The sequence below is a fragment of the Flavobacterium panici genome (assembly GCF_903819335.1).
Lineage (GTDB): Bacteria > Bacteroidota > Bacteroidia > Flavobacteriales > Flavobacteriaceae > Flavobacterium > Flavobacterium panici.
Genome location: NZ_CAIJDE010000032.1, coordinates 173,771 through 194,525, shown reverse-complemented (window position 1 = coordinate 194,525; position 20,755 = coordinate 173,771). Strand labels below are relative to the sequence as shown.

Annotated in this window: 19 protein-coding genes; 10 read left to right on the top strand and 9 right to left on the bottom strand. The window is 34.1% G+C overall.

Annotation, left to right across the window (positions count from 1 at the left end; translation table 11 throughout):
• Nucleotides 1-217 precede the first annotated feature (217 nt).
• Nucleotides 218-622, bottom strand: coding sequence for a helix-turn-helix domain-containing protein (locus FLAPXU55_RS05855; RefSeq protein WP_053473337.1), 405 nt, complete (start codon nucleotides 620-622; stop codon nucleotides 218-220).
• 121 nt (nucleotides 623-743) lie between these two features.
• Here FLAPXU55_RS05855 and FLAPXU55_RS05850 point away from each other — a divergent pair, with 121 nt between their 5' ends.
• From FLAPXU55_RS05850 to FLAPXU55_RS05840, 3 genes are read left to right on the top strand one after another with little or no spacing between them, the layout of a single operon-like run.
• A complete protein-coding gene (locus FLAPXU55_RS05850; RefSeq protein ID WP_235991995.1) occupies nucleotides 744-2,141 on the top strand; it encodes a polymer-forming cytoskeletal protein in 1,398 nt (465 codons plus the stop codon).
• Entirely contained in the window at nucleotides 2,138-2,743 is a 606-nt protein-coding gene (locus FLAPXU55_RS05845) for a hypothetical protein (protein ID WP_053473336.1), read from the top strand. Before FLAPXU55_RS05850 ends, FLAPXU55_RS05845 begins: the two co-directional genes overlap by 4 nt.
• 21 nt (nucleotides 2,744-2,764) lie before the next feature.
• Entirely contained in the window at nucleotides 2,765-3,202 is a 438-nt protein-coding gene (locus FLAPXU55_RS05840) for a GNAT family N-acetyltransferase (protein WP_180856936.1), read from the top strand.
• Between the two features lie 390 nt (nucleotides 3,203-3,592).
• Here FLAPXU55_RS05840 and FLAPXU55_RS05835 read toward each other — a convergent pair whose 3' ends face one another.
• Nucleotides 3,593-4,954, bottom strand: coding sequence for a hydroxymethylglutaryl-CoA synthase family protein (locus FLAPXU55_RS05835; RefSeq protein ID WP_180856935.1), 1,362 nt, complete (start codon nucleotides 4,952-4,954; stop codon nucleotides 3,593-3,595).
• A gap of 356 nt (nucleotides 4,955-5,310) precedes the next feature.
• Here FLAPXU55_RS05835 and FLAPXU55_RS05830 point away from each other — a divergent pair, with 356 nt between their 5' ends.
• From FLAPXU55_RS05830 to FLAPXU55_RS05805, 6 genes are all read left to right on the top strand, one after another.
• The gene (locus tag FLAPXU55_RS05830) at nucleotides 5,311-5,976 is read left to right on the top strand and encodes a succinate dehydrogenase cytochrome b subunit (protein ID WP_053473333.1); all 666 of its coding nucleotides are present in this window, start codon (nucleotides 5,311-5,313) and stop codon (nucleotides 5,974-5,976) included.
• Between the two features lie 11 nt (nucleotides 5,977-5,987).
• Complete coding sequence (locus tag FLAPXU55_RS05825) at nucleotides 5,988-7,988, top strand: fumarate reductase/succinate dehydrogenase flavoprotein subunit (RefSeq protein WP_053473332.1); 2,001 nt, start codon at nucleotides 5,988-5,990, stop codon at nucleotides 7,986-7,988.
• A gap of 94 nt (nucleotides 7,989-8,082) precedes the next feature.
• Complete coding sequence (locus FLAPXU55_RS05820; protein WP_053473331.1) at nucleotides 8,083-8,829, top strand: succinate dehydrogenase/fumarate reductase iron-sulfur subunit; 747 nt, start codon at nucleotides 8,083-8,085, stop codon at nucleotides 8,827-8,829.
• Nucleotides 8,830-8,931: 102 nt separating this feature from the next.
• Nucleotides 8,932-9,948 (top strand): hypothetical protein, encoded by a 1,017-nt coding sequence (locus FLAPXU55_RS05815; protein ID WP_180856934.1) that lies wholly within the window; start codon nucleotides 8,932-8,934, stop codon nucleotides 9,946-9,948.
• Between the two features lie 142 nt (nucleotides 9,949-10,090).
• Entirely contained in the window at nucleotides 10,091-10,489 is a 399-nt protein-coding gene (locus tag FLAPXU55_RS05810; RefSeq protein ID WP_180856933.1) for a hypothetical protein, read from the top strand.
• A 111-nt stretch (nucleotides 10,490-10,600) separates the two neighbouring features.
• Nucleotides 10,601-11,347 (top strand): hypothetical protein, encoded by a 747-nt coding sequence (locus tag FLAPXU55_RS05805; protein WP_180856932.1) that lies wholly within the window; start codon nucleotides 10,601-10,603, stop codon nucleotides 11,345-11,347.
• Nucleotides 11,348-11,464: 117 nt separating this feature from the next.
• Here FLAPXU55_RS05805 and FLAPXU55_RS05800 read toward each other — a convergent pair whose 3' ends face one another.
• Nucleotides 11,465-13,768, bottom strand: coding sequence for a family 20 glycosylhydrolase (locus tag FLAPXU55_RS05800; protein ID WP_180856931.1), 2,304 nt, complete (start codon nucleotides 13,766-13,768; stop codon nucleotides 11,465-11,467).
• A gap of 190 nt (nucleotides 13,769-13,958) precedes the next feature.
• Between FLAPXU55_RS05800 and FLAPXU55_RS05795 the strand changes: the two genes are divergently transcribed.
• Entirely contained in the window at nucleotides 13,959-14,735 is a 777-nt protein-coding gene (locus FLAPXU55_RS05795; RefSeq protein WP_053473326.1) for a DeoR/GlpR family DNA-binding transcription regulator, read from the top strand.
• On the opposite strand, the gene FLAPXU55_RS05790 is transcribed toward FLAPXU55_RS05795, so the two are convergent.
• From FLAPXU55_RS05790 to FLAPXU55_RS05765, 6 genes are all read right to left on the bottom strand, one after another.
• Nucleotides 14,732-15,802 carry a dipeptidase gene (locus FLAPXU55_RS05790; protein WP_180856930.1) on the bottom strand — a complete coding sequence of 357 codons (1,071 nt, stop codon included), beginning with the start codon at nucleotides 15,800-15,802 and terminating at the stop codon, nucleotides 14,732-14,734. The genes FLAPXU55_RS05795 and FLAPXU55_RS05790 overlap by 4 nt on opposite strands.
• Nucleotides 15,803-15,819: 17 nt before the next feature.
• On the bottom strand, nucleotides 15,820-16,935 hold the full coding sequence (locus FLAPXU55_RS05785) for a D-TA family PLP-dependent enzyme (protein WP_180856929.1): 1,116 nt from the start codon (nucleotides 16,933-16,935) through the stop codon (nucleotides 15,820-15,822).
• 3 nt (nucleotides 16,936-16,938) lie between these two features.
• Nucleotides 16,939-17,586 carry a beta/alpha barrel domain-containing protein gene (locus tag FLAPXU55_RS05780; RefSeq protein ID WP_053473323.1) on the bottom strand — a complete coding sequence of 216 codons (648 nt, stop codon included), beginning with the start codon at nucleotides 17,584-17,586 and terminating at the stop codon, nucleotides 16,939-16,941.
• A gap of 9 nt (nucleotides 17,587-17,595) precedes the next feature.
• Nucleotides 17,596-18,627 carry a sugar kinase gene (locus FLAPXU55_RS05775; protein ID WP_180856928.1) on the bottom strand — a complete coding sequence of 344 codons (1,032 nt, stop codon included), beginning with the start codon at nucleotides 18,625-18,627 and terminating at the stop codon, nucleotides 17,596-17,598.
• Between the two features lie 282 nt (nucleotides 18,628-18,909).
• Nucleotides 18,910-19,377, bottom strand: coding sequence for a RidA family protein (locus FLAPXU55_RS05770; RefSeq protein WP_053473321.1), 468 nt, complete (start codon nucleotides 19,375-19,377; stop codon nucleotides 18,910-18,912).
• A gap of 4 nt (nucleotides 19,378-19,381) precedes the next feature.
• Nucleotides 19,382-20,701, bottom strand: a complete 1,320-nt coding sequence (locus FLAPXU55_RS05765) for a GntP family permease (protein WP_180856927.1) — start codon at nucleotides 20,699-20,701, stop codon at nucleotides 19,382-19,384.
• Nucleotides 20,702-20,755: the final 54 nt, after the last annotated feature.

Genomic DNA, 20,755 nt, shown 5'->3' with positions numbered 1-20,755 from the left:
ATCATATTTTTATTGACAAAAAAAACGTGAAAGAATTAAATGATCATATATATCATTACGCTGATGATCATGTTTTTGCAAAAACTAAAAATCAATTAGAAGAATATATGAGTAAAGAAAAATCATAATTTTTCAGTTTAATCAATCAGTCTAATAAAAAAACCGAAGCCAATCCAGCTTCGGTTTTTCATTACTTAGAGTTAAATCTTTTTGGTAATTATTTTTCTTTAAGTAATTTTTCTAAATAAGTTATTTTATCTTTTTCTGCTTGAAGTAATCTTTCATAAAGTTGTTCATTTTTATCAATAGTTTCAAGAAGTTTATCTAATGGATTAAAAGTGCATCCAAAACTGACAACAGAAGAGCTATTTTCGGCAGTATTTCCCATAATGTTAAAAACAGCTTCTTCAGAAAAATTTCTGATTACTTCAGCGGGAACACCTAAAGCTTCTGCAATTTTTTTTAGTTTTTCATCATCAACACTTTCACTTCCTTCAATAATAGATATAGATTGCTGTGTTGTACCAATAGCAAAAGCAAGCGCTTCCTGCTTCATGTCTCTCAGTTCTCTAATACGGCTGATATTTCGACCGATATGTTTTGGTTTTATTTCTGTGCTCATAGTTCAAAGATATTTAAAATTCTGTTACCTTATTTGGTTTATGTAGAAAACAAGGTTTTTCTTGTGAGATACAAATTGTAAATCTTTTCGCGGGTAAAAATACAACTTTTCTGACTATCGTTTGATTTTCAATTTAGAATTACGTAATCTTGATATTCAAAAAAATACTTCGAACAATACCAATAAAATGCAGACTTTCAATTTCAAATTAACAACAATAGCCGAAATCAAAACCAAATATCCTTTTTTAACTGAGGATGAAAAGTTTGATCATTTTGATGAATGGGAAGACGGGGATTTTTTTCTAACGGCAGAAGAAAATGTCAATTTTGAAGAAAATTTTTATTTAGATCTTTATGAAGATAAAGAGAAAAAATGGCTGGCCAAATTGCTAAATCTTCCCGTCAAAAAAATGGACGAAATAAGAATTGAAGGCATTTTTATAAACGGAGATTTTTCTGTTAATGGTTCAATTATAAATGCCGAAGGCGATTATGGGCCGTATGTTTTTATTAATGGAAATGTAAACTGCCAAAGTCTTTTACTTGGCGGTGCCAATGTTGAAATAAAAGAAAACGTTACAGCAAAAGAAGTTGTGATGACGTATTACAATCATGGAAATTTCAATTGTTTAGGTTCGATAAATTCTCCGGTTTTTATCGTTACAGATCACAATACAGCATTTGCCGAAAGAAAAAATGATTTGTTTTATTATAATGACAGAGATGAAATTGACCCAAAAAACGAATGCGAATATGATGATGAAACCGACGAAGAAATTATCTCAAACGAACTTCGAAAATTACTCGATAATCCGTTAATTGAAACTTTTGAAGAATTGGAAAGAGATTTGGCAAGAGGTGAATTGGTTTTAAAACAAAACAATCCACCCGCTAAAACTTATCAATATTGGCATGATCGTGTTTTGGCAAATTACAGAGATCTTAAACTGGTTCCAAAAGAATTTAAAACCGAAGAACTTTGTAATCTGGCATTGAATATTACATTTCATGCTTTGCCGTTTGTCGATCAGGATTTAATAACTTCTGAACTCTGCGAAAAATTAGTAAGCAAAGATGGTTTTGCGATTCAGGTAATTCCTGATGAATTTATAACGGAAGCACTTTATTTTAAAGCAGCAGAAAACGGTACAACTTTAAGATTAATTCCAGAAGATTATTATTCGGAAGAATTGATTTTGTTAGTTTTTAAAAACGGAAAACATCAACCGGATATTAACGATGTTCCTTCTCAATTTATAACAGAAAACCTTCTTGTAGAATATGTGAAAATTGGAAAAGGATTATGGATCGATAAAGCCTGCAAAGCAACGGGAATTGATAAGTTGCAGGTTTTAAAGCAAGTAATCGATTCTGGAATAGAATATTTAGATAATATTTTTGGAAATCATTTTAGTAAAGAAACCGTTGAATATTCTTTTTCTGTTTATAAAAATCAAGAAGATTGGAAGAAGTATGTTCAAAAATACAAACAGAAATTTGAACGACTTGAGAAATGAAAGAGCTATTAATAGAAAGTAAAGGAATAAGAACCAAGGAGTATTTCATACCGCCTTTTGAGTTAAGAGAAGGGGAGTTGGTTATTTTGTATTTGTATGGAGGGGCTCATTTTCAAGGCATCAAAACGGAATTAGTGAATGTTTTTACTGGAAGAATAAAAAATGAAAATGTGATTGTCACGAAGTCGTTGACTTATGTAGATTATTTTAGAGAATCAAAATTTAGAAGTTTGTTTTTCCCACTAAGAGTTGGCAAATATTTAAAGAAAAGTGGAAATTTAGAAAGCAAATTTATCCAGAAAATTTATGAAATTCCCTGGATTAATAAAAAGACGAAAATAAACGAACTTCACTGGAATTCTAAAAGACTACTTTCATTATACACAACATTTTCTAAAACAAAACATATTGTTTTTGAATTAGCAGGACTAGGGCCTGATGATGCAAAAGAAAACTATGATATAGTTAGAAATGAAATTAGAAAAGGAGGTTCTGCGATACTTATTGATTGGGCTTCCGACATGAAAGATGATTGCGATAAATTTATAACTTTAGAATGGCTGATCGATTTTGAAGAAAATAAAACAGTGTTTAAAATCTAAATGGGTTAAATCGAATTAATTATGAAGCCAAAAATTAAAATCAGAAAAATCAAAAAACAAGATCTAGACTTCGTCTACAAAGCAATATGCGAACTCGAAAATGAAATTTTAGATTTTGAAGTTTTCAAGACGATATTCAATGAAAACATTTCAAACCCAAGAAATCTGTATCTAATTGCCGAAAACGAAACGGAAGGTTTAGGATTTATCAGTTTTCATACCCAAAATCTCCTGCATCATTGCGGATTGGTTGGTGAAATACAGGAGTTTTTTATTCATCAAAATTATCGTGGTCAAGGCGTTGGAAGATTATTAATAAATGAGATTTTAAATTTTGCAGATCAAAATAATTTAAGAAGTATCGAAGTTACCACAAACAAAAAACGAGTAGAAAATGTTGCGATTTATGAAAATCTTGGTTTTACTTTGAGCCATAATAAGTTTACTATTTATAAATAATTATTCTCAAAGATTTCAATAGCCCCCAGTTTCAACTGGGGGTAATATTGGGACAAAAGACAAGGCTTTAGCCAAAAAGGAGTATTTAGGCTAAAGCCATTTATATTAAACTTTCTTAACCTCCAGCTAAAGCTGGAGGCAATTTAATTATGTGTGACGACCTTTGTCAAAGTTTTAAACTTTGACAAAGGTTTTTTTGGCGCAAAGCTTGTCATCCTGAGCGAAGTCGAAGGACACGTTAGAAGCTCGACAAAGATGGATTATTGTTGCGGAGTTACTTGCGTGTCCTTCGACTTCGCTCAGGATGACAAAACTATGTGGATATAAAACAAAAAACCGAAGCAATAGCTTCGGTTTTTTATTGGAATTTGGGATTTCAAAAATTGAATTTTAATCCACCCATTTATAATATCTCGCTCCAATCAAAACTGGAATCTCTTTTTCAATTCGGTCTAAAACCCATTCATTTTTTGGAGTTCTTACGCTTTGTTTTTGTTCTTTTTTATGAAGACTTTCATAAGTGTTGAAATCAATTTCTACGCTTTGGGCTAAATTTTCAAAAAGCTTGACATCTGCCAAAGCCGATTTCCATTCTGGCTGAATTGTTCCTTCAAAAACTTTAGATTTTGATCCGCTTCCGTAAGCCAGGAATCCGAATTTAGTTCCCGAAACGTCTTTGTTTGTATCATAAAAATGACCCAAAGTCGATAACAATCCCATGAAAATAGAACCTGTGTAAAGATTTCCAATTAAGGAAGAAGCCAATTCTGCAGGTTGTAATTTCTCGGTTACAAAACTTCTGTAATCGTCAGATTTTGCAACTTCTTTAATTTTTGTCTGATAATCTGCAGGCGCAATATCATCAGTAATAATTTTTTCGGCGCTGTCTAAAGCATAGATTTCAGATAACATTCTGCGTCCTTGAAACGAGTATGGTAAATGCATTACGATACTGTGCCAAGTATTGTATAATGTTTCGGTAGTATTTTTTAATTTTTTAAATGAAAAGTAAGCATTTCGCGTACGATCCATATAACATTGGTTGGAATATTGTCCGTCAAAAACCGGCTGATCTTTGTGAATTTCGATTTCGGCTTCTAAATTGTCAAACCAGGAATCATTGTTGGTATTTTTTGTGATTTCTTCTTTAGAGATAGTTCTGTACGGTTTAAAGAAATCAAAAACACCTTTTGTACTTGTTGCCCAATTATCATCAAAAGCAATAATTTTTGGATTTGCCGTAATCAGCATCGCCACAGCTCCGGCACCTTGCGTATATTCCCCGCCAGAGTTTAAATCATATTTTGCAAAATCGGTTGTAACTACAATTGCTTTTTTGGCCGGATTTAATTTTACAAAATCAATACAGTTTTGCAAAGCATCAACGCCGCCAATACAGGCAAAAGTAAAATCGACAACATCACATTCTGCTAAAGAATCTTCGCCAAATTTTTGCTCCATTAAATTAATTAAATAAGAAGCAATTGGTTTCGAACTGTCGATGCCGCTTTCGGTACCAACATAAATTCGGCTTATTTCATTTAGGTTAATTTTATTATCAGTAATAAGTTTCGTTAAAGCATTTGCCCCAAAAACAACCGCATCCTGATGAACATCCGGAAAAGTCATTTTAAGTAATCCAAGACCTTTTTCTAATTTTTCTGGTTCAATATTTCTGGCAATTGCCAAAGTTTTTATGGGTAAGTGTATGTTTGCAACATCAAAAGAGATGGCATCAATTCCTGTTTTCATTCTTATTTTTTTGAGCTGCTAAAGGTAAAACTATGTTATGGAATGACAATTTTTTGCTTACATAAAATTATGTACAGCTGGTACTTTTGAAGAAAACAAATCAAAACTTTGAATAAAATATCAATATCATAATTTTTAGGAAACTCATAAGTATTGAAATTAGGCTGAAATCACTCTAAAGCAGTTTTTTATGCTTTTTTATACTAAATTATTTATTATTAAAAATTAATTTATACGTAAAAATACGTATACGTAGTCTATTTTAAAATGATTATAAATAACAACGAAATGGTTGTAGTTCTTTGGTAATTGAGTTATTTTTGTCTAATTTTTTAAAACAAACTACTTAAACACTTATGGCACAATCTGCACAGTTGAATGCTTCCATCTTAAAGAAAGTGGCTATGGCCCTTTCGGGAATATTCTTAATCACGTTTTTAGCGCTGCATGTTACCTTAAATTTTATTTCTATTTTGAGTGAAAGCGTTTTCAACGAAGTCTCTCATTTTATGGGTTACAATCCGTTGATACAATATGTAATGCAGCCAGTTTTGGCATTCGGAGTAATTTTGCACTTCGTAATGGGATTCATTCTTACTGCTCAAAACAGCGCAGCAAGACCAATTGCATATGCGAAATACAACGGAGCTGCAAATGCTTCTTGGAGTTCTAGAAATATGATTATTTCTGGATTGGTTATTTTGGCTTTCTTAGGATTGCATTTTTATGATTTCTGGTTTCCTGAACTAGGCTATAAATATATAGCAGGAACAGCTCCAGATGCTACAAGGTATTACGGAGAGTTAGTTCATAAATTTCATAGTCCGGTACGTACAGGATTGTACTGTGTGTCTTTTATCCTTTTAGGATTTCACTTATGGCACGGATTTGCATCTTCTCTACAATCAATGGGAATGCACAACAAATATTCTCGATTTTTAAGCAAAGTTGGTTTATGGTTTGCAGTTGTGGTGCCAGCCGCTTTCGTAATTATCGCATTATTTCATCATTTCAATAATTAATATCAATTATAATGGCATTAGATTCAAAAATTCCAAATGGTCCTATAGCGGACAAATGGACAAATTATAAAGATCATATTAATTTAGTAAACCCTGCTAACAAACGTAATTTAGATATTATCGTAGTTGGTACAGGTTTAGCCGGAGGTTCTGCTGCGGCTACTTTGGCTGAGTTAGGGTATAACGTAAAAGCATTTTGTTTTCAGGATTCACCTCGTCGTGCGCACTCTATTGCGGCACAAGGAGGTATTAATGCTGCAAAAAATTATAAAGGAGATGGTGACTCAGTTTACAGATTGTTCTACGATACTGTAAAAGGTGGTGACTACCGTGCACGTGAAGCAAACGTTCACCGTTTGGCTGAAGTTTCTGCAAATATTATTGACCAGTGTGTGGCTCAAGGGGTGCCATTGGCTCGTGAATATGGCGGACTTCTTGATAACCGTTCTTTTGGAGGAACTTTGGTTTCTCGTACATTTTATGCACAAGGTCAAACAGGACAACAATTATTGTTAGGAGCTTATTCTGCAATGAACCGTCAAATTGGTCGTGGAAAAATTAAAATGTATAATCGTCACGAAATGCTTGACATTGTAATCGTTGACGGAAAAGCGAGAGGTATTATCGCTCGTAACTTAATCACCGGAGAAATAGAAAGACATTCTGCTCACGCGGTAGTAATTGGTTCTGGAGGATACGGAAACGTATTTTTCCTTTCAACAAATGCTATGGGAAGTAACGCAACAGCAGCTTGGAAAATTCATAAAAAAGGAGCGTTTTTCGCAAATCCTTGTTACACACAAATTCACCCAACATGTATTCCGGTTTCAGGAGATCACCAGTCAAAACTGACTTTGATGTCTGAGTCGTTACGTAATGACGGTCGTATTTGGGTTCCTGCAAAATTAGAAGATGCTCAGGCAATTCGTGAAGGAAAGAAAAAAGCGACTGATTTATCTGAAGAAGAAAGAGATTATTTCTTAGAAAGAAGATATCCTGCGTTTGGTAACTTAGTTCCTCGTGACGTTGCGTCTCGTGCAGCTAAAGAAAGATGTGATGCTGGTTTTGGAGTTAATAAAACAGGTGAAGCAGTTTACTTGGATTTCGCGGCAGCAATTAAACGTTACGGAACTGAAGATGCTTATGTAAAAGGTTTAGATGATAAAGATGCAGCTTTAGTAACTAAATTGGGAGCTGCAATCGTGAAAAGTAAATACGGAAACTTATTCCAGATGTATTACAAAATCGTTGATGAAGATCCTTATACAACGCCAATGATGATTTACCCAGCGGTTCACTACACAATGGGTGGAACTTGGGTTGATTATAACTTAATGACTACAATTCCGGGATGTTTCTCAATTGGAGAATCTAACTTCTCTGACCACGGAGCAAACAGACTTGGAGCTTCTGCTTTAATGCAAGGTTTAGCTGATGGATATTTCGTACTTCCTTATACTATTGGAGATTATTTAGCTCCGGATATTAAAATGGGAGAAATTTCTACAGACTTACCAGAATTCGTTGAAGCTGAAAAAGCGGTTGTTGATCAAATCAATAAATTTATCAATAATAACGGAACTCATTCTGTTGATTATTTCCACAAAAAATTAGGAAAAATCATGTGGAATAAAGTAGGTATGGCTCGTAATGCTAAAGGTTTAACTGAGGCTATCGAAGAAATTGCTGCTTTACGTGAAGAGTTTTATAAAGATGTAAAAGTTCCTGGAAGCGCTTACGAATTTAATCAGGAATTAGAAAAAGCAACTCGTGTTGCCGATTTCTTAGAATTAGGAGAATTGTTCGCGAAAGATGCTTTACACCGTAATGAATCTTGTGGTGGTCACTTCCGTGAGGAGTACCAAACAGAAGAAGGAGAAGCACTTCGTGATGATGATAACTTTGCATACGTTGCAGCTTGGGAATACAAAGGAAAACCAAGTGATGCGGTATTACACAAAGAACCTCTTAATTACGAAAACATTAAATTAGTTCAAAGAAGTTATAAATAAGAATTTGGTCGAAAGCCAAAGTCTTAAAGTCAAAAGGCAAAATGTGCCAAGCGACTTTCGACTTTCGACTTTATGACTTTCAAACGAAAAAGGTATGAAACTTACATTAAAAATATGGCGTCAAAAAAACGCCCAAGATAAAGGAGGGATTGTAGAATATCCTATTGATGGAATTGAACCAGACATGTCTTTCCTTGAAATGCTTGATGTTCTTAACGAACAATTAATCAATAGAGGAGAAGAGCCTGTAGCATTTGACCACGATTGTCGTGAGGGAATCTGCGGAATGTGTTCTTTATTCATCAACGGTGAAGCACACGGACCAGACAGAGGTGTTACAACTTGCCAATTACACATGCGTATGTTTAAAGATGGTGATACGATTTTTATCGAACCATTTAGAGCAAAAGCTTTCCCGGTAATTAAAGATTTAGTTGTTGACAGAAGTTCTTTTGACAGAATTCAGCATGCAGGAGGATTTATCTCTGTAAATACTTCAGGAAATACAATTGATGCGAATACAATTCCAATTAACAAACACGATGCAGATAAATCATTTGATGCTGCAGCTTGTATTGGTTGTGGAGCTTGTGTTGCAACTTGTAAAAACTCATCTGCAATGTTATTCGTTTCTGCAAAAGTTTCTCAATATGCATTATTGCCACAAGGTAAAGTTGAGGCAGTTGACCGTGTATTAAACATGGTTCACCAAATGGATTTAGAAGGTTTTGGTAACTGTACAAATACAGGAGCTTGTGAAATCGAATGTCCAAAAGGAATTTCGCTTGAAAATATAGCACGTATGAACCGTGAGTATTTAGCAGCAAGCTTGAAAGGATAATACAACAATTTAGTATATTTAAAAAACGCATTCATTAATTTGAATGCGTTTTTTTTGTACTACATTTATTGCAGATATAATAACCAAAAACAAAATCATTTAATGAAAAGAATTTTACTTGTTATGATGCTGGTTTTCAGTATTAAAAACTATTCTCAGGTTTCGGTTTCTCCGTCTGATAGAGGAGCAAACGAAAAATTTGAAAAAGGAGAGTTAGAAAAGTTTAAGGCTACAACTACCATTTTTGTACTGCCTCAAATAAATCAAAAAGAAGATTACGAAAAAATTTTAAAAGAAGTCTGGACTGTAACTCCTTACAAATTAGTTGAGTTTAAAGATTTTAATATAACAGGTTATGCTGACGATGCCTATTCATTTGCAGAGCTTTTTGGAGATATAAGAGTAACAGGAAAAGGTACTGTTTATGTTCATACTAATTTTGGAATACAGCTTTTAGATCAGGAAAAATTTGAGAAAGGTTTTGCAAAGCTAAAATCTGATGATAAAAAGTATAGCAGAAAACTGAAAAGTCTTTTTAATGAAAATTTATCTTTTGTTGCAAGAGCCCCGCTTTCTGTTAATTCTAAATTTTTGGCAGATGCAATGGTAGCAAGATCAGATGAAAAAGCAGGTCTTCTTTATGATAGAATGTATACCGAAAAATCTTTTACAAATACTAATTTAGGAATGCTGAAAAACTATTTTCAGCAAATAAATAAACTGCTTACTAAAGGAGAAAACATCGGACTTTATGACGATTTTGTAACTCCAGAAGTTAAAAATCTAAAAGACAATACGCTGTATATTCCTGAAGCTTATAAACTGGAGTTTAGCCCTTGGAGAATATCAGAAAAAGAGAGAGACGAAAAAGATCTTAAAGAACTTTTAGAAGATTATAAATATAAGTATGAATTTATAAAAGATGAAGATTTAGAAAAGAAGATTTTAAATAATGAAGAGATTTACTATTTAAGATATGTAAGCATGAATGCAAATAAATACCTGCAGGTTGTAAATGCTAAAACAGGCGACCCGGTATATTATTTTTATGGAGCGGCAACATATAATTTAAAGGATAATGATTTTGAAAAAATCAGCAAAGCTATTAGCGGTAAATAGTTTTTTAAAATAAAAGAAGAACGCATTCATTAATTTGAATGCGTTTTTTTATTTCATTAGAAATAGTGATGTGTAATTAAAGCGTTCAAAATAAATTTGATTCCATATAACAACTGTTCTTAAAGCAGTAAAAGGAACAAATATGTTTACGATCAATATGCCTTTTTTTACCAATGATAATTATTTGTATTATCAATTACTGTTTACTTGTATTTTGTTTCTGCTGTTGTTTTTTATTGGCGGTTTTTCAGAATCATTTGTAATTGAGTATGGCTCTTATGTGTTTGCAGGAAGCATTATTATAAGCTTTTTGATTTCATTTTTCATCGATCATTACTGGCAGTTTATATTGCATTGGTTTTTGCTTTCGATAGCTCAATTTCTTTTTTGGGCCTTGCTGATTTTTATTTGCGGACATTATGGAAAACCCCATAACGGAGACGGCTGGATCATACTTTTACTTCCGGGTTATTTTTTACCCTTTTTAATATTTGTTTCTGTTTTAATAAAAGTCCTGAAAATTATTATCCGGAAATTTTAGCAGATAAAACATATTACTTTGAAGAGATTTTAAATTATTAAATCATTAGAAATAGTGATGCAGGTTTAAATAAGAGGCGATAAATTTGATCTTATTATAATAGATTAAAAAATGTACAAAAACATCCGAATAATAGTTTCTTTATTAGTCTTAATTAGTTTGTTTTCTTGCTCTCAGGAAAATAATATAGAAAAAGAAAATGTTCAAAAAGAAAGTATCAATAAAAAATGGATCGTGCAAAATTCAACAGAATTTGAATCGGTTGAGTTTGATACAAACGGAAACTATATCATCATAAAAAACGAAACCAGTAAAACTTCAAAAAAGAACGCCGAAATTATTGTTTCTGGTACTTATGAAGTTTTAGATACAGATATTTTATTGCTTTCTAATTTCGGTTCCATGAAAGTGGATGATAGTGATCCTGATAATATTACGTTTTCAATTAAATACGAAGGATCTGATACGTATACTTATCAGCTAAAAGTTACTAAAGCAGCTGAGTTTACCAGTACGCCCAAAACAGATTTGTTATGCGATAATACCTGGAAATTCACCAAAAAAGAAACTATTATAGATACGGTTAGTTTAGTAAATTTTTCTAAAGCCGGAACTTGTTTTACGAATTTTAGTATTACATCTCAAGAAAAAGGAAGTTACTTAGAATTTGGTAAATGGCAATGGCAGGATGCCAGCGAAACTAAAATAATAATCACCCAAATAAAATCTCCAGAGTGGGTTTTGGATAAAGATGAGGAAGTAGAGTTTGAAATAAGTGGTTTAAATACTGGAAAACTTGAAATGAAAGAAGTTTTTGAAGGTAAAACTTATAATATTGCTTTTGATGTTTTGAAATGAGAGAGTAAAGAGAAAAGAATAAAGACAAAACTGAACACTAAAAATAAAGAGTAATAGTTAATAAATAGTAGAAAGTAAAAACGCATTCATTTGGTTAGTGAATGCGTTTTTTATGTTTTATTCGTAATACAATTGTGATTCACTAATTTCCTGTTTTTCTTTTCCTTCCTGCTGAATAAAACAAGTTAAAGTTGTTCCTCCAATTTGGTCAAAATAACTAATATTGATTTTATGAAACCCTTTTTCAAGTTTAACAACTCCGAAAGCTTCGTTGAGCCAATGAATGCCATCGTTGTTTACAACTAATTCATTGTCTATAAAAAGCTTCGATCCGTCGTCTGAAAGGGTCGAAATTGTATAATTTGCCGTTTCCGGAATAAAGATATATCCGTCGAATTTTAAGCCGATATAACGCTCGATTTTCGATTTCCATTTTTCACTGCTTATTTTGCCTTCAAAAATGCCCGAATTAATAGGTTTTGCCAATTCTAAATCCTGAACCTGCTGAAATAATGTTCCCGTAAAATAATCGAATTTTAATCCTTTCTTGGTTGGCTTTACAGCTAAAGCTGATTTCAACTCTGGGTTTCTCACCAATATTTTACTGATAGAACTTTTCCTGCCGCTCGGGCTAATCTGAACCGTTTTTATAATTCGGAATTCTCCTTTCGGGATATTTATTGTTACAGGTTTATTATAAAGTTCTGCTGTTTCATCTGGATTGTAACCATCAATCGTATAGAAGATCTGTCCGTTTTTAATTGTTGGTTTTAAGTCCAAAATATATTTTGATGCAATTAAAGCCGTTTCTTCAGCGCCAAAAGGAATTGGAACTTTATACATTCTTTTTTGCGCTTCGAGTTTTTCTAAATGATGCGGAATTCTGTTCAAAATAAAATTGTTGTAGTTTTTATTCTGAGGTTCTGTCCAGGCAATTTCTGCTAAAGCAAAAACTCTTGGATAAATCATATAATTTAATTTCGCCGGACTTGTCAAATATTCAGACCAAAGATTCGACTGCACTCCCATAATATATTTTTGCTCCTCAATCGTTAAACTGTCTACAGGAGTTGGGTTGTACTTGTATATTTTTTCAACCGTTGTTAATCGTCCAATCGTTAAAGGTTCCTGAGGAGAATAACCCTGATTATAATCTAAATAAAGAACTTGTTCCGGATTCATGATTACAAAATGTTTTTGTCTTGCAGCGCTGATTCCGCCAGATTCGCCTCGCCATGACATCACAGCTGCATTTGGAGCCAGTCCGCCTTCAAGCATTTCGTCCCAGCCCAGAATTTGTCTTCCATGTGCGTTTAAAAATTTCTCAATTCGGGTTGTGAGGTAACTTTGTAATTCATGTTCGTTTTTTAAACCTAGATCCTTAATTCTCTTTTGGCAATTCGGACATTCTTTCCATCTTGCTTTTGGACATTCGTCTCCGCCAATATGAATGTATTTACTCGGAAATAAAGCCATAACTTCGGTTAGAACATCTTCCAAAAAAGTAAAAGTTTCCTCTTTTCCAGCACAAAAAATATCTTCAAAAACGCCCCATGATTCTACCACTTTATAATTTCGATCGGGAAAACAAGATAAATTTGGGTAAGCCGTTACCGCCGCCGTTGCGTGACCCGGCATTTCGATTTCGGGAATAATATTTACATAATGATCTTCGGCAAATTTCACAATGTCTTTAATTTCTTCCTGAGTATAAAAACCACCGTACGGATTTCCGTCAAAAAAATAAGGAAATCTTTCAAATTTATTACCCACTAAAGTCTGTGCTCTTTTGGAACCAACTTCGGTCAGTTTTGGATACTTTTTTATCTCAATTCTCCAGCCCTGATCATCGGTTAAATGCCAATGGAAATTATTTAATTTATAATACGACATTTGTGCGATAAAATCTTTTATAACATCAACCGAGAAAAAATGACGGGAAACATCGAGGTGAAGCCCGCGGTAGTCGTATCTGGGCTGGTCTTCGATGGAAACGCAAGGTAATTTTACTTCTTGATTTTTGGGTTGATTCGGTAAAAGCTGCAATAAACTCTGAACAGCATAAAATAATCCTTCTTCACTTCCGGTTACGGTTATTTTTTTGGAAGAAATATTGATTTTATAAGCCTCTTTTTTTGAAACTGCAGATGGTTTTTCGGCAATAAACAAAACTTCAATATTGCTTTTTTTATTTGACGTATTCGAGTTTACAGCCGATTCAAAAATCTGCGCAGTTTTCCATTCTTTTGCGCTGTATTTATTTTTATCAAATACAATTTTAATTTTTCCGCTTATGCGAATGCTGTCTCCGTTTGTTTTGTAAAAATTTGGAGCGGGAATAATCGAAATATTATCTGAAGTACTTTGCGCATTTCCGAAAGAGAAACAGAAAATCAAAAAGAGAAATATACTTTTTTGCATGGTTACTTTTTTGTTTTGTTAAGCAAATTTAAGGTTTGTAAAATTAGTCTGCATTTTTTTTGCAAAAGGTATTGGCCTTTAAATGTCTTTAAAATAGCGTAATTAACTTTTTAATTACGTTGTGTTATAATTTGTTTCGCAAGAATATTGCATTTATTGTTTACATTTGTCCTTACAAAAACGAATTTGCATGAATAATGATAATGAAGTGGTTAATTACACTAAAGAAGAACGTAAAAATCTTATTTTAAAAGAGATTAACTTGCATACTCGTGTAAGTTTTGAAACCCTTTCGGCTAAATTATTTGTTTCAGAAGATACTGTAAGACGTGATATAAATGAACTTGAGTCAGAATCTTTATTGATTAAAGTAAAAGGCGGCGCGATGACAAAAGCCTATCACCATTCTTCCTCTAATCAAACTTATGCGGGCGAATCCAAACAAATTATTGCGCAAAAAACTTTAGGCCTTCTTCATGACGGAATGGTTTTATTAATTGGCGGCGGAACGACAATTCGTGAGTTCATTCGTTTAATTCCTAACGATTTAAGTTTAACTATTTTTACGGTTACCGTTTTATCTGCGGTTGAACTTCTGGATAAACCCAACGTTAAAATTATCATGATTGGCGGCAGCATTTCGTCGTACAGCCAAATGTGTGTGAGCGGCGATGTTTATAATCAGCTGGCTAATATTAAAGTCGATTTATTAATATTAGGAACCAACGCTTTAGATATTGAAGGCGGTTTCTCGGATTCTGACTGGGAAACGGTTCAGGTTAAAAAAGCAATGATTCAGGCTTCAGAAAAAACAGCGATTCTTACGATTTCTGAAAAACTGGATACGGTTTTAAAAATGAAAATTGCCAACTTATCTGAAGTTGATTACGTTGTTACGGAAGTTGATCCAAGCGACGAAAAATTACAATCGTATAAGAAGGCAGTTCCAAGTTTAGTTTTTATTTAATCCCAATTCTTCATTAAAAAGTTGATCCAGTTTTGGTGAAAGATTTTATTTAAATCTTCATCAGAATAGCCGTGATTTTTAAAAATCAGAACCAATTTTTGCAAATCAGCAATAGTATTTAAATCATATGGAGATTGTTCTGTACCAAAAGCGCCATCCAAATCTGAACCTACACCAATGTGATTTGCGTTTCCGGCTAATTGACAAATGTGATCCATGTGTTTAAAAACCGTTTCTAAATCACAATTCATTTCTAATGGCATCGAAATACCTCTCTGCCAATTCGGAACTAACATCCAAGCGTCTAAAGCACCGCCAATAACAGCTCCTCTCGAAATCAAAGCTTTTATCATTTCATCGCTGTATTGACGATTATGATCAACCAGGCTTCTGCAATTGTTATGACTTGCCCAAACCGGCCCGTTATAATGATCTAAAGCCTGCCAAAAAGCATCGTCACACAAATGCGTTGCATCCAGAATAATATTTAAACGCTCCATTTCTTTCAATAAATCAAGACCATTTTGATTCATTTTTCCGGTAGCGTCTGTTCCGTTTGCGTAACGTCCGGGGCCGTAATGTGCGGGACCAATTGCTCGTAAACCGTAATTGTGTGCTTTTTCTAAATAAGAAATATCAATTATTGAATCAGCGCCTTCTAAACTTAAAATATACCCAATAGGTTTTTTATCGTTTGGAGTTCCGTCGTTCCATAAATCAAGTTGTTTTTGGAGCGATTTTTTATCAGTAATCGGGGTTATTTCTCCCGCTTCTTCCATGACTTTGTACCAAGTCAATTGCCCTTGCGTTTGTGCCCAGGCTTGTTCAGGAGAATTCCAACCCGGAATAATACTGCCGGGTTTTACAAATCTTGCAATCTGCGTTGCCACAACAATTCCGATATTGCCGCGTCGTAAATCAGGAAATGAAACTGTGGCGCGTTCGCGATCAGGTTTGTCTGTCATCCCTTTTTCTAAACTGCGCAAAGTGGGAACATCATTTCTTAAATCACGGTTCCATTCCATCGCATTCATGCTCAGGTCTAAATGGGCGTCTATTATAAACATATATTTTGACTTAAATTTTATATATTAATTTCTCTGCTTCGGGCGGCTACTTTCCATTGATCACAAATTTGATGTCCTTTATTTACAACCTGAACCGTATCATAAAGCGCGCAGGTAGGGCATACGTGATAAGGAAGTGCGTAAATAGTGTCGCCAATTTTATACTCGTTTTTTCCTTTATTTTCTAAAATCAAATGTTCTTCAGAATGTGCTGTCGGAATTAGGTTTTCATCATTTAAAATCACTAATCGTTTCTCAATTGGATTTTCTGAAGCAACAGCTTTGTAGCCAATATCAATACAAAGTGTTGAATTTGTTGGTTTTGAAATTATGGTTCCAACGATAACCAAAGCAGGTTTGAATTTTTGTTCGGGCAGATGAATTTGATAATTGGAATCCCAAAAAACAAATGTTCCCGGACTGCATTCTACGTTTTCCTGTGTGGCATAAAATGGGAAAGTATTAGAACCGCCGGCAACAATTTTTAATTCATAACCCAGTTTTTGTTCGATTGCTTCTGTTTTTTCTTTTATTTCAGAAAATGAACCTGAAGCCGTATTCATTCGTTCTTCAATACTGCCTTTTAAATGACCGTCGTAAATATGAATGCCTTCAAAATGAAGGTTTTTTAATTTAATAATTTTATCGATTAAAGCCGTCCAATCTTCTGAAATCGAAAATCCAGTTCTGTTCATTCCGGTATTTAAATCCAGATAAACATGCAGTTTTAAATCATTTTCTTTAGCAATTTCATTTAAGGCTTTCGCCGAATCCAGATTGTCTGTAATTGTCGAAAAACGGGTATTCGGATATTTTTGAATCAGCGAAATCCATCTTTCTTTTTTAATTCCAATAGGCTGATAGGCGAGAAGAACATCCGGAATTTCGTGTATTGCTCCTAGTTCAGCTTCGGCAATTGTGGCGCATTTTATTTTTTTGATGTTGTAAATTTTAAACAACTCCAGAATTTCGCCAATTTTATGGGTTTTAATATGAGGTCTTAATTTTTGTGTGTCACCATTTACTGAACCAATAAGGCGTTCAAGATTAAACCGGATACGATCTTCGTAAGCGGCTAAAAATGGCGTATCAATGTTGATATCAGATTTAATTTTCCACCAATTTTCCTGCATAATTTAGTTTCTTGTTTTTTCTACAACTTCAATTAAATTTTGAAAAGCCTGCAATGCCTGCTCATAATTTAAATTCAAAAGCATTTCTTTTGAAAATAAATTAGAACCAATTCCCACGCAGACAACTCCAGATTTAAACCACGATTTTAAATTACTTTCTTCGAGCGTTACGCCTCCGGTTGGCATTATTTTTAAACTTGGAAAAGGCGCTCTTATCGCTTTTACATATCCGGGACCACCGATTTTATCAGCCGGAAAAAGTTTTACAACCTCGGCACCTAATTTATTGGCGTGTAATATTTCATTTAAAGTAGCAGCCCCGGGAATCCAGTAAATATTATTCTTAAGGCAGTACGCTCCAATTTCTGGGTCAGTATGCGGACAAACGATGCAGTCTGCTCCTAATTGATGGTATATTGCTGCTTCATCAACAGACAAAATAGAACCAACGGCTATTTTAACATCCAGATTATTTGCTTTTTTAAAGGCTGTCATTTGGGTAAAAACTTCTTTAGCATCATTAGCGCGAGCAGCAAACTCGATAATTTTTATGCCAGCATCAGCCGCTGATTGCAATACTATTTGGGCTGTTTCAATGTTGATTTGGGTTACTAACGGAAGTACACCTTGCGTTTTTAAAATGCTGTACATATTCTTTATTTATCTATTAATTCTATTACTTGAGCCGTTTTTAATAAAATGACTTATTTCGTTGAGATTGCTTATGGCAAAATCTCCGTGAATGCTTTGTTTAATTACGCCGCAGGCTGTTGCCCATTCAATACATTCCTGTCCGGATAATTTATTGGATAATCCGTATAATAATCCTGCGTTGAAAGCATCTCCAGAACCAATTTGGTCGGTTACAACGTGTATTTTGTGTTCTGGCGTTTGGTAAAAATTACCTTCATGTAGCAATAAACCTTTGTATAAATGCGCCGGTCCGTCTGATTTTCTAAAACTCATTGCCAATGTTTTTAGAAAAGGCATTCTTGCTTTTAATAATTCGAATGTTTTTTGAAAACGATTTTCATCAGATTCTTTGCTATCGGTTTTAATTCCGAAATAAATTTCAATCGCATCTAAATCTGCAACGTTTATCGTGCTGTATTGTAATAAATCGGGCATAATTTCAGACGGATGTTTTCCGTACTGCCATAATTTGGATCTGTAATTAAAATCAGAAGAAATCGGAAGTCCTTTTTTATGCGCTGTCAAAATTGCTTCTTTACAGGCGAAACCTGCTTCATTAGAAACTCCCGGACTTATTCCTGACCAGTGAAAATGCGTAACATCTTCTAAAACTTTATTCCAGTTAATTTGATCTTTTTGAATGGTTGCGAAAGAAGAATTGCTTCGGTCGTAAATAACCTGCGATTGTCTGATTTGATTTCCGGATTCGACAAAATACAAGCCCAAACGTTCTCCGCCATAAACACATTTTGAAGTATTTACTTTGTATTTCTGAAGTTCGTTTAAAGCCAGTTGTGCCAAATCATTTTCGGGCAATCGGGTAATATAATCGGTTTGGATTCCGAGTTGGGAAAGTAAAACACAAACATTGGCTTCGGCACCGCCCACATGAATTTTTATTTCATCTGCCTGTGTAAACCGGTTTCCATTGGCAACATTCATCCGAAGTAATAATTCTCCAAATGTTGCTATTCTTGTTTGTGGGATATTTGTATTCATGTTTAATTTTTTTTAGCCACAGATTATACAGATTAAAATGATTTTTTTTGGATGGTGATTAAATCTTTGCCACGAATTACACGAATTTGCACTAATTTTTATATGCTTGAAGTAAAAAAAGTAATTCGTGAAAATTCGTGTAATTCGTGGCGAAAAAAATAATCCCTTTAATCCGTATAATCTGTGGCCTATATATTTTTACATAACCACAGACTTACGACTAAAGTATTTCCTTAACCAATTCAGATTGCTCTTTAATCTTTATCGTCTGTGGCCTATTTTTTAGAATAATTCGAAAACAGCTTCAACTTCCACAGGAATATTGTCTGGTAAAGAACCCATTCCTACGGCACTTCTTACTCCAATTCCGTTTTCCTGTCCCCAAACTTCAGCGAATAATTCACTGCAGCCGTTTATTACATACGGATGTCTTAGGAAATCGCCGTTGCAATTTACCATTCCTAAAACTTTTATCACTCTTTTTACTTTGTTCAGACTTCCAAAATTGGTTACAATTGTCGAAAGCATCGTTAAGCCAACTTGTCTTGCAGCCAGTTTTCCTTCTTCGATATCCATGTCATCGCCAATTCGGCCAATGATTAAAGATTTATCGTCGCGAACAGGACCGTGACCAGAAAGATACAAGTATTTTCCGTCGACTAAATAAGGTTTATATATACCAAGAGGTTGAGGTGCTGGCGGTAATGAAAGGCCAAGGGTTTCAAATTTTTCTTGTGGTAATAAATTCATGATATTAATGTATAATTGAGTTTAAAATAAATACGAAAGCAATTCCTAAAACAGATACTAAAGATTCCATAACCGTCCATGATTTGAACGTGTCTTTCAGGCTGATATTAAAATATTCTTTGAACATCCAAAAACCCGGATCGTTTACATGCGAGCACATTAAGCTTCCGGCTCCAACAGATAAAACTAATAGATTAGGGTCGAGACCAGTAGTTTGTAACAAAGGTAATAAAACGCTTGCAGTCATTAATCCGGCTGCGGTTGCAGAACCTACACAAACGCGAATAATCGCCGCCATTATCCAGGCCAATAAATACGGATGAATGTTTATTTGTGTTAAGGCCGCAACAATAGTTTCGTTTACGCCGCTTACAATCATAACTTCTTTTAAACTTCCGGCACCGCCTACAATTAAAACAATCAAAGCGACATCTTTTATAGCAACGGCATAATCGTCCATTATAGATGTGATGCTTCGGTTCATTCTGATTCCTAAAGTGTACGTGCAAAGAAGTAAAGAAATCAACATAATCATACTTGGTTCTCCTACTGTTTTGCAAACTTCTATCAACGTTTCATTAGTTGAAATTAAAGGTAATATTGAAGTTATGGTTAAACCAAAAACCGGAAATAAGGCCGAAAATAAACTCAGGGAAAAACTCGGAAGTTTACCATGGTTTACGACTTCTTCAACATTTAAAATTTCATGATCCGATTCGGTTTTGATGTTTTTAAGGAAATTGGAAAATAATAATCCGGCGATAAAAATAGTCGGGATTGCAATTATAATTCCGTAAACTAAAACGAGTCCAATATCAGCATTTAAAATACTGCTCAAAGCCATTGGTGACGGATGCGGGGGCAAAAAACCGTGTGCTACTGAAAGCGATGCCAGCATTGGGATTCCCAGATATACTTTTGACAGTTTGAACTGATGGGCTACTGAAAAGATTAGAGGTACTAACAAAACAAATCCAACACTATAAAATAGAGGTATCCCAACAATAAATCCGGTAATCATTAAGCCGAGTCGAACGTATTTTCTGCCCGTCCATCCCATGACTGTTTTGGCAATGACATTGGCGGCGCCTGATGAAACGGTAAGTTTACCAATACAGGTTCCGAAAACTATAATCAGCGTAATAGATCCTAACATTTCGCCCAAACCTTTTTGAACGGTTTGCGACAAAGTGCTTATTGGCAGACCTAAAAACAGACCTGCTAATAAAGCTGTTATGATAAAGGCAATAAACGGATTGATTTTAAGCCAAGCTATTTGTATGATTAAAAACGCAATGCATGCCGTAAGAATTAAAATGCTCATTTATCTTTTTGTATAATATTATTTTTATCCCTGTCTAAGGATTAAAACTCTTCA

Excerpts from the sequence above, each read along its gene's own strand:
- FLAPXU55_RS05800 (WP_180856931.1), bottom strand. The coding sequence starts at position 13,768 with ATGCAAAAAAGTATATTTCTCTTTTTGATTTTCTGTTTCTCTTTCGGA.
- FLAPXU55_RS05810 (WP_180856933.1), top strand. The coding sequence starts at position 10,091 with ATGTTTACGATCAATATGCCTTTTTTTACCAATGATAATTATTTGTAT.
- FLAPXU55_RS05840 (WP_180856936.1), top strand. The coding sequence starts at position 2,765 with ATGAAGCCAAAAATTAAAATCAGAAAAATCAAAAAACAAGATCTAGAC.
- FLAPXU55_RS05830 (WP_053473333.1), top strand. The coding sequence starts at position 5,311 with ATGGCACAATCTGCACAGTTGAATGCTTCCATCTTAAAGAAAGTGGCT.
- FLAPXU55_RS05785 (WP_180856929.1), bottom strand. The coding sequence starts at position 16,935 with ATGCAGGAAAATTGGTGGAAAATTAAATCTGATATCAACATTGATACG.
- FLAPXU55_RS05820 (WP_053473331.1), top strand. The coding sequence starts at position 8,083 with ATGAAACTTACATTAAAAATATGGCGTCAAAAAAACGCCCAAGATAAA.
- FLAPXU55_RS05815 (WP_180856934.1), top strand. The coding sequence starts at position 8,932 with ATGAAAAGAATTTTACTTGTTATGATGCTGGTTTTCAGTATTAAAAAC.
- FLAPXU55_RS05835 (WP_180856935.1), bottom strand. The coding sequence starts at position 4,954 with ATGAAAACAGGAATTGATGCCATCTCTTTTGATGTTGCAAACATACAC.
- FLAPXU55_RS05825 (WP_053473332.1), top strand. The coding sequence starts at position 5,988 with ATGGCATTAGATTCAAAAATTCCAAATGGTCCTATAGCGGACAAATGG.
- FLAPXU55_RS05775 (WP_180856928.1), bottom strand. The coding sequence starts at position 18,627 with ATGAATACAAATATCCCACAAACAAGAATAGCAACATTTGGAGAATTA.
- FLAPXU55_RS05790 (WP_180856930.1), bottom strand. The coding sequence starts at position 15,802 with ATGTTTATAATAGACGCCCATTTAGACCTGAGCATGAATGCGATGGAA.
- FLAPXU55_RS05765 (WP_180856927.1), bottom strand. The coding sequence starts at position 20,701 with ATGAGCATTTTAATTCTTACGGCATGCATTGCGTTTTTAATCATACAA.
- FLAPXU55_RS05795 (WP_053473326.1), top strand. The coding sequence starts at position 13,959 with ATGAATAATGATAATGAAGTGGTTAATTACACTAAAGAAGAACGTAAA.
- FLAPXU55_RS05780 (WP_053473323.1), bottom strand. The coding sequence starts at position 17,586 with ATGTACAGCATTTTAAAAACGCAAGGTGTACTTCCGTTAGTAACCCAA.
- FLAPXU55_RS05855 (WP_053473337.1), bottom strand. The coding sequence starts at position 622 with ATGAGCACAGAAATAAAACCAAAACATATCGGTCGAAATATCAGCCGT.
- FLAPXU55_RS05845 (WP_053473336.1), top strand. The coding sequence starts at position 2,138 with ATGAAAGAGCTATTAATAGAAAGTAAAGGAATAAGAACCAAGGAGTAT.
- FLAPXU55_RS05770 (WP_053473321.1), bottom strand. The coding sequence starts at position 19,377 with ATGAATTTATTACCACAAGAAAAATTTGAAACCCTTGGCCTTTCATTA.
- FLAPXU55_RS05805 (WP_180856932.1), top strand. The coding sequence starts at position 10,601 with ATGTACAAAAACATCCGAATAATAGTTTCTTTATTAGTCTTAATTAGT.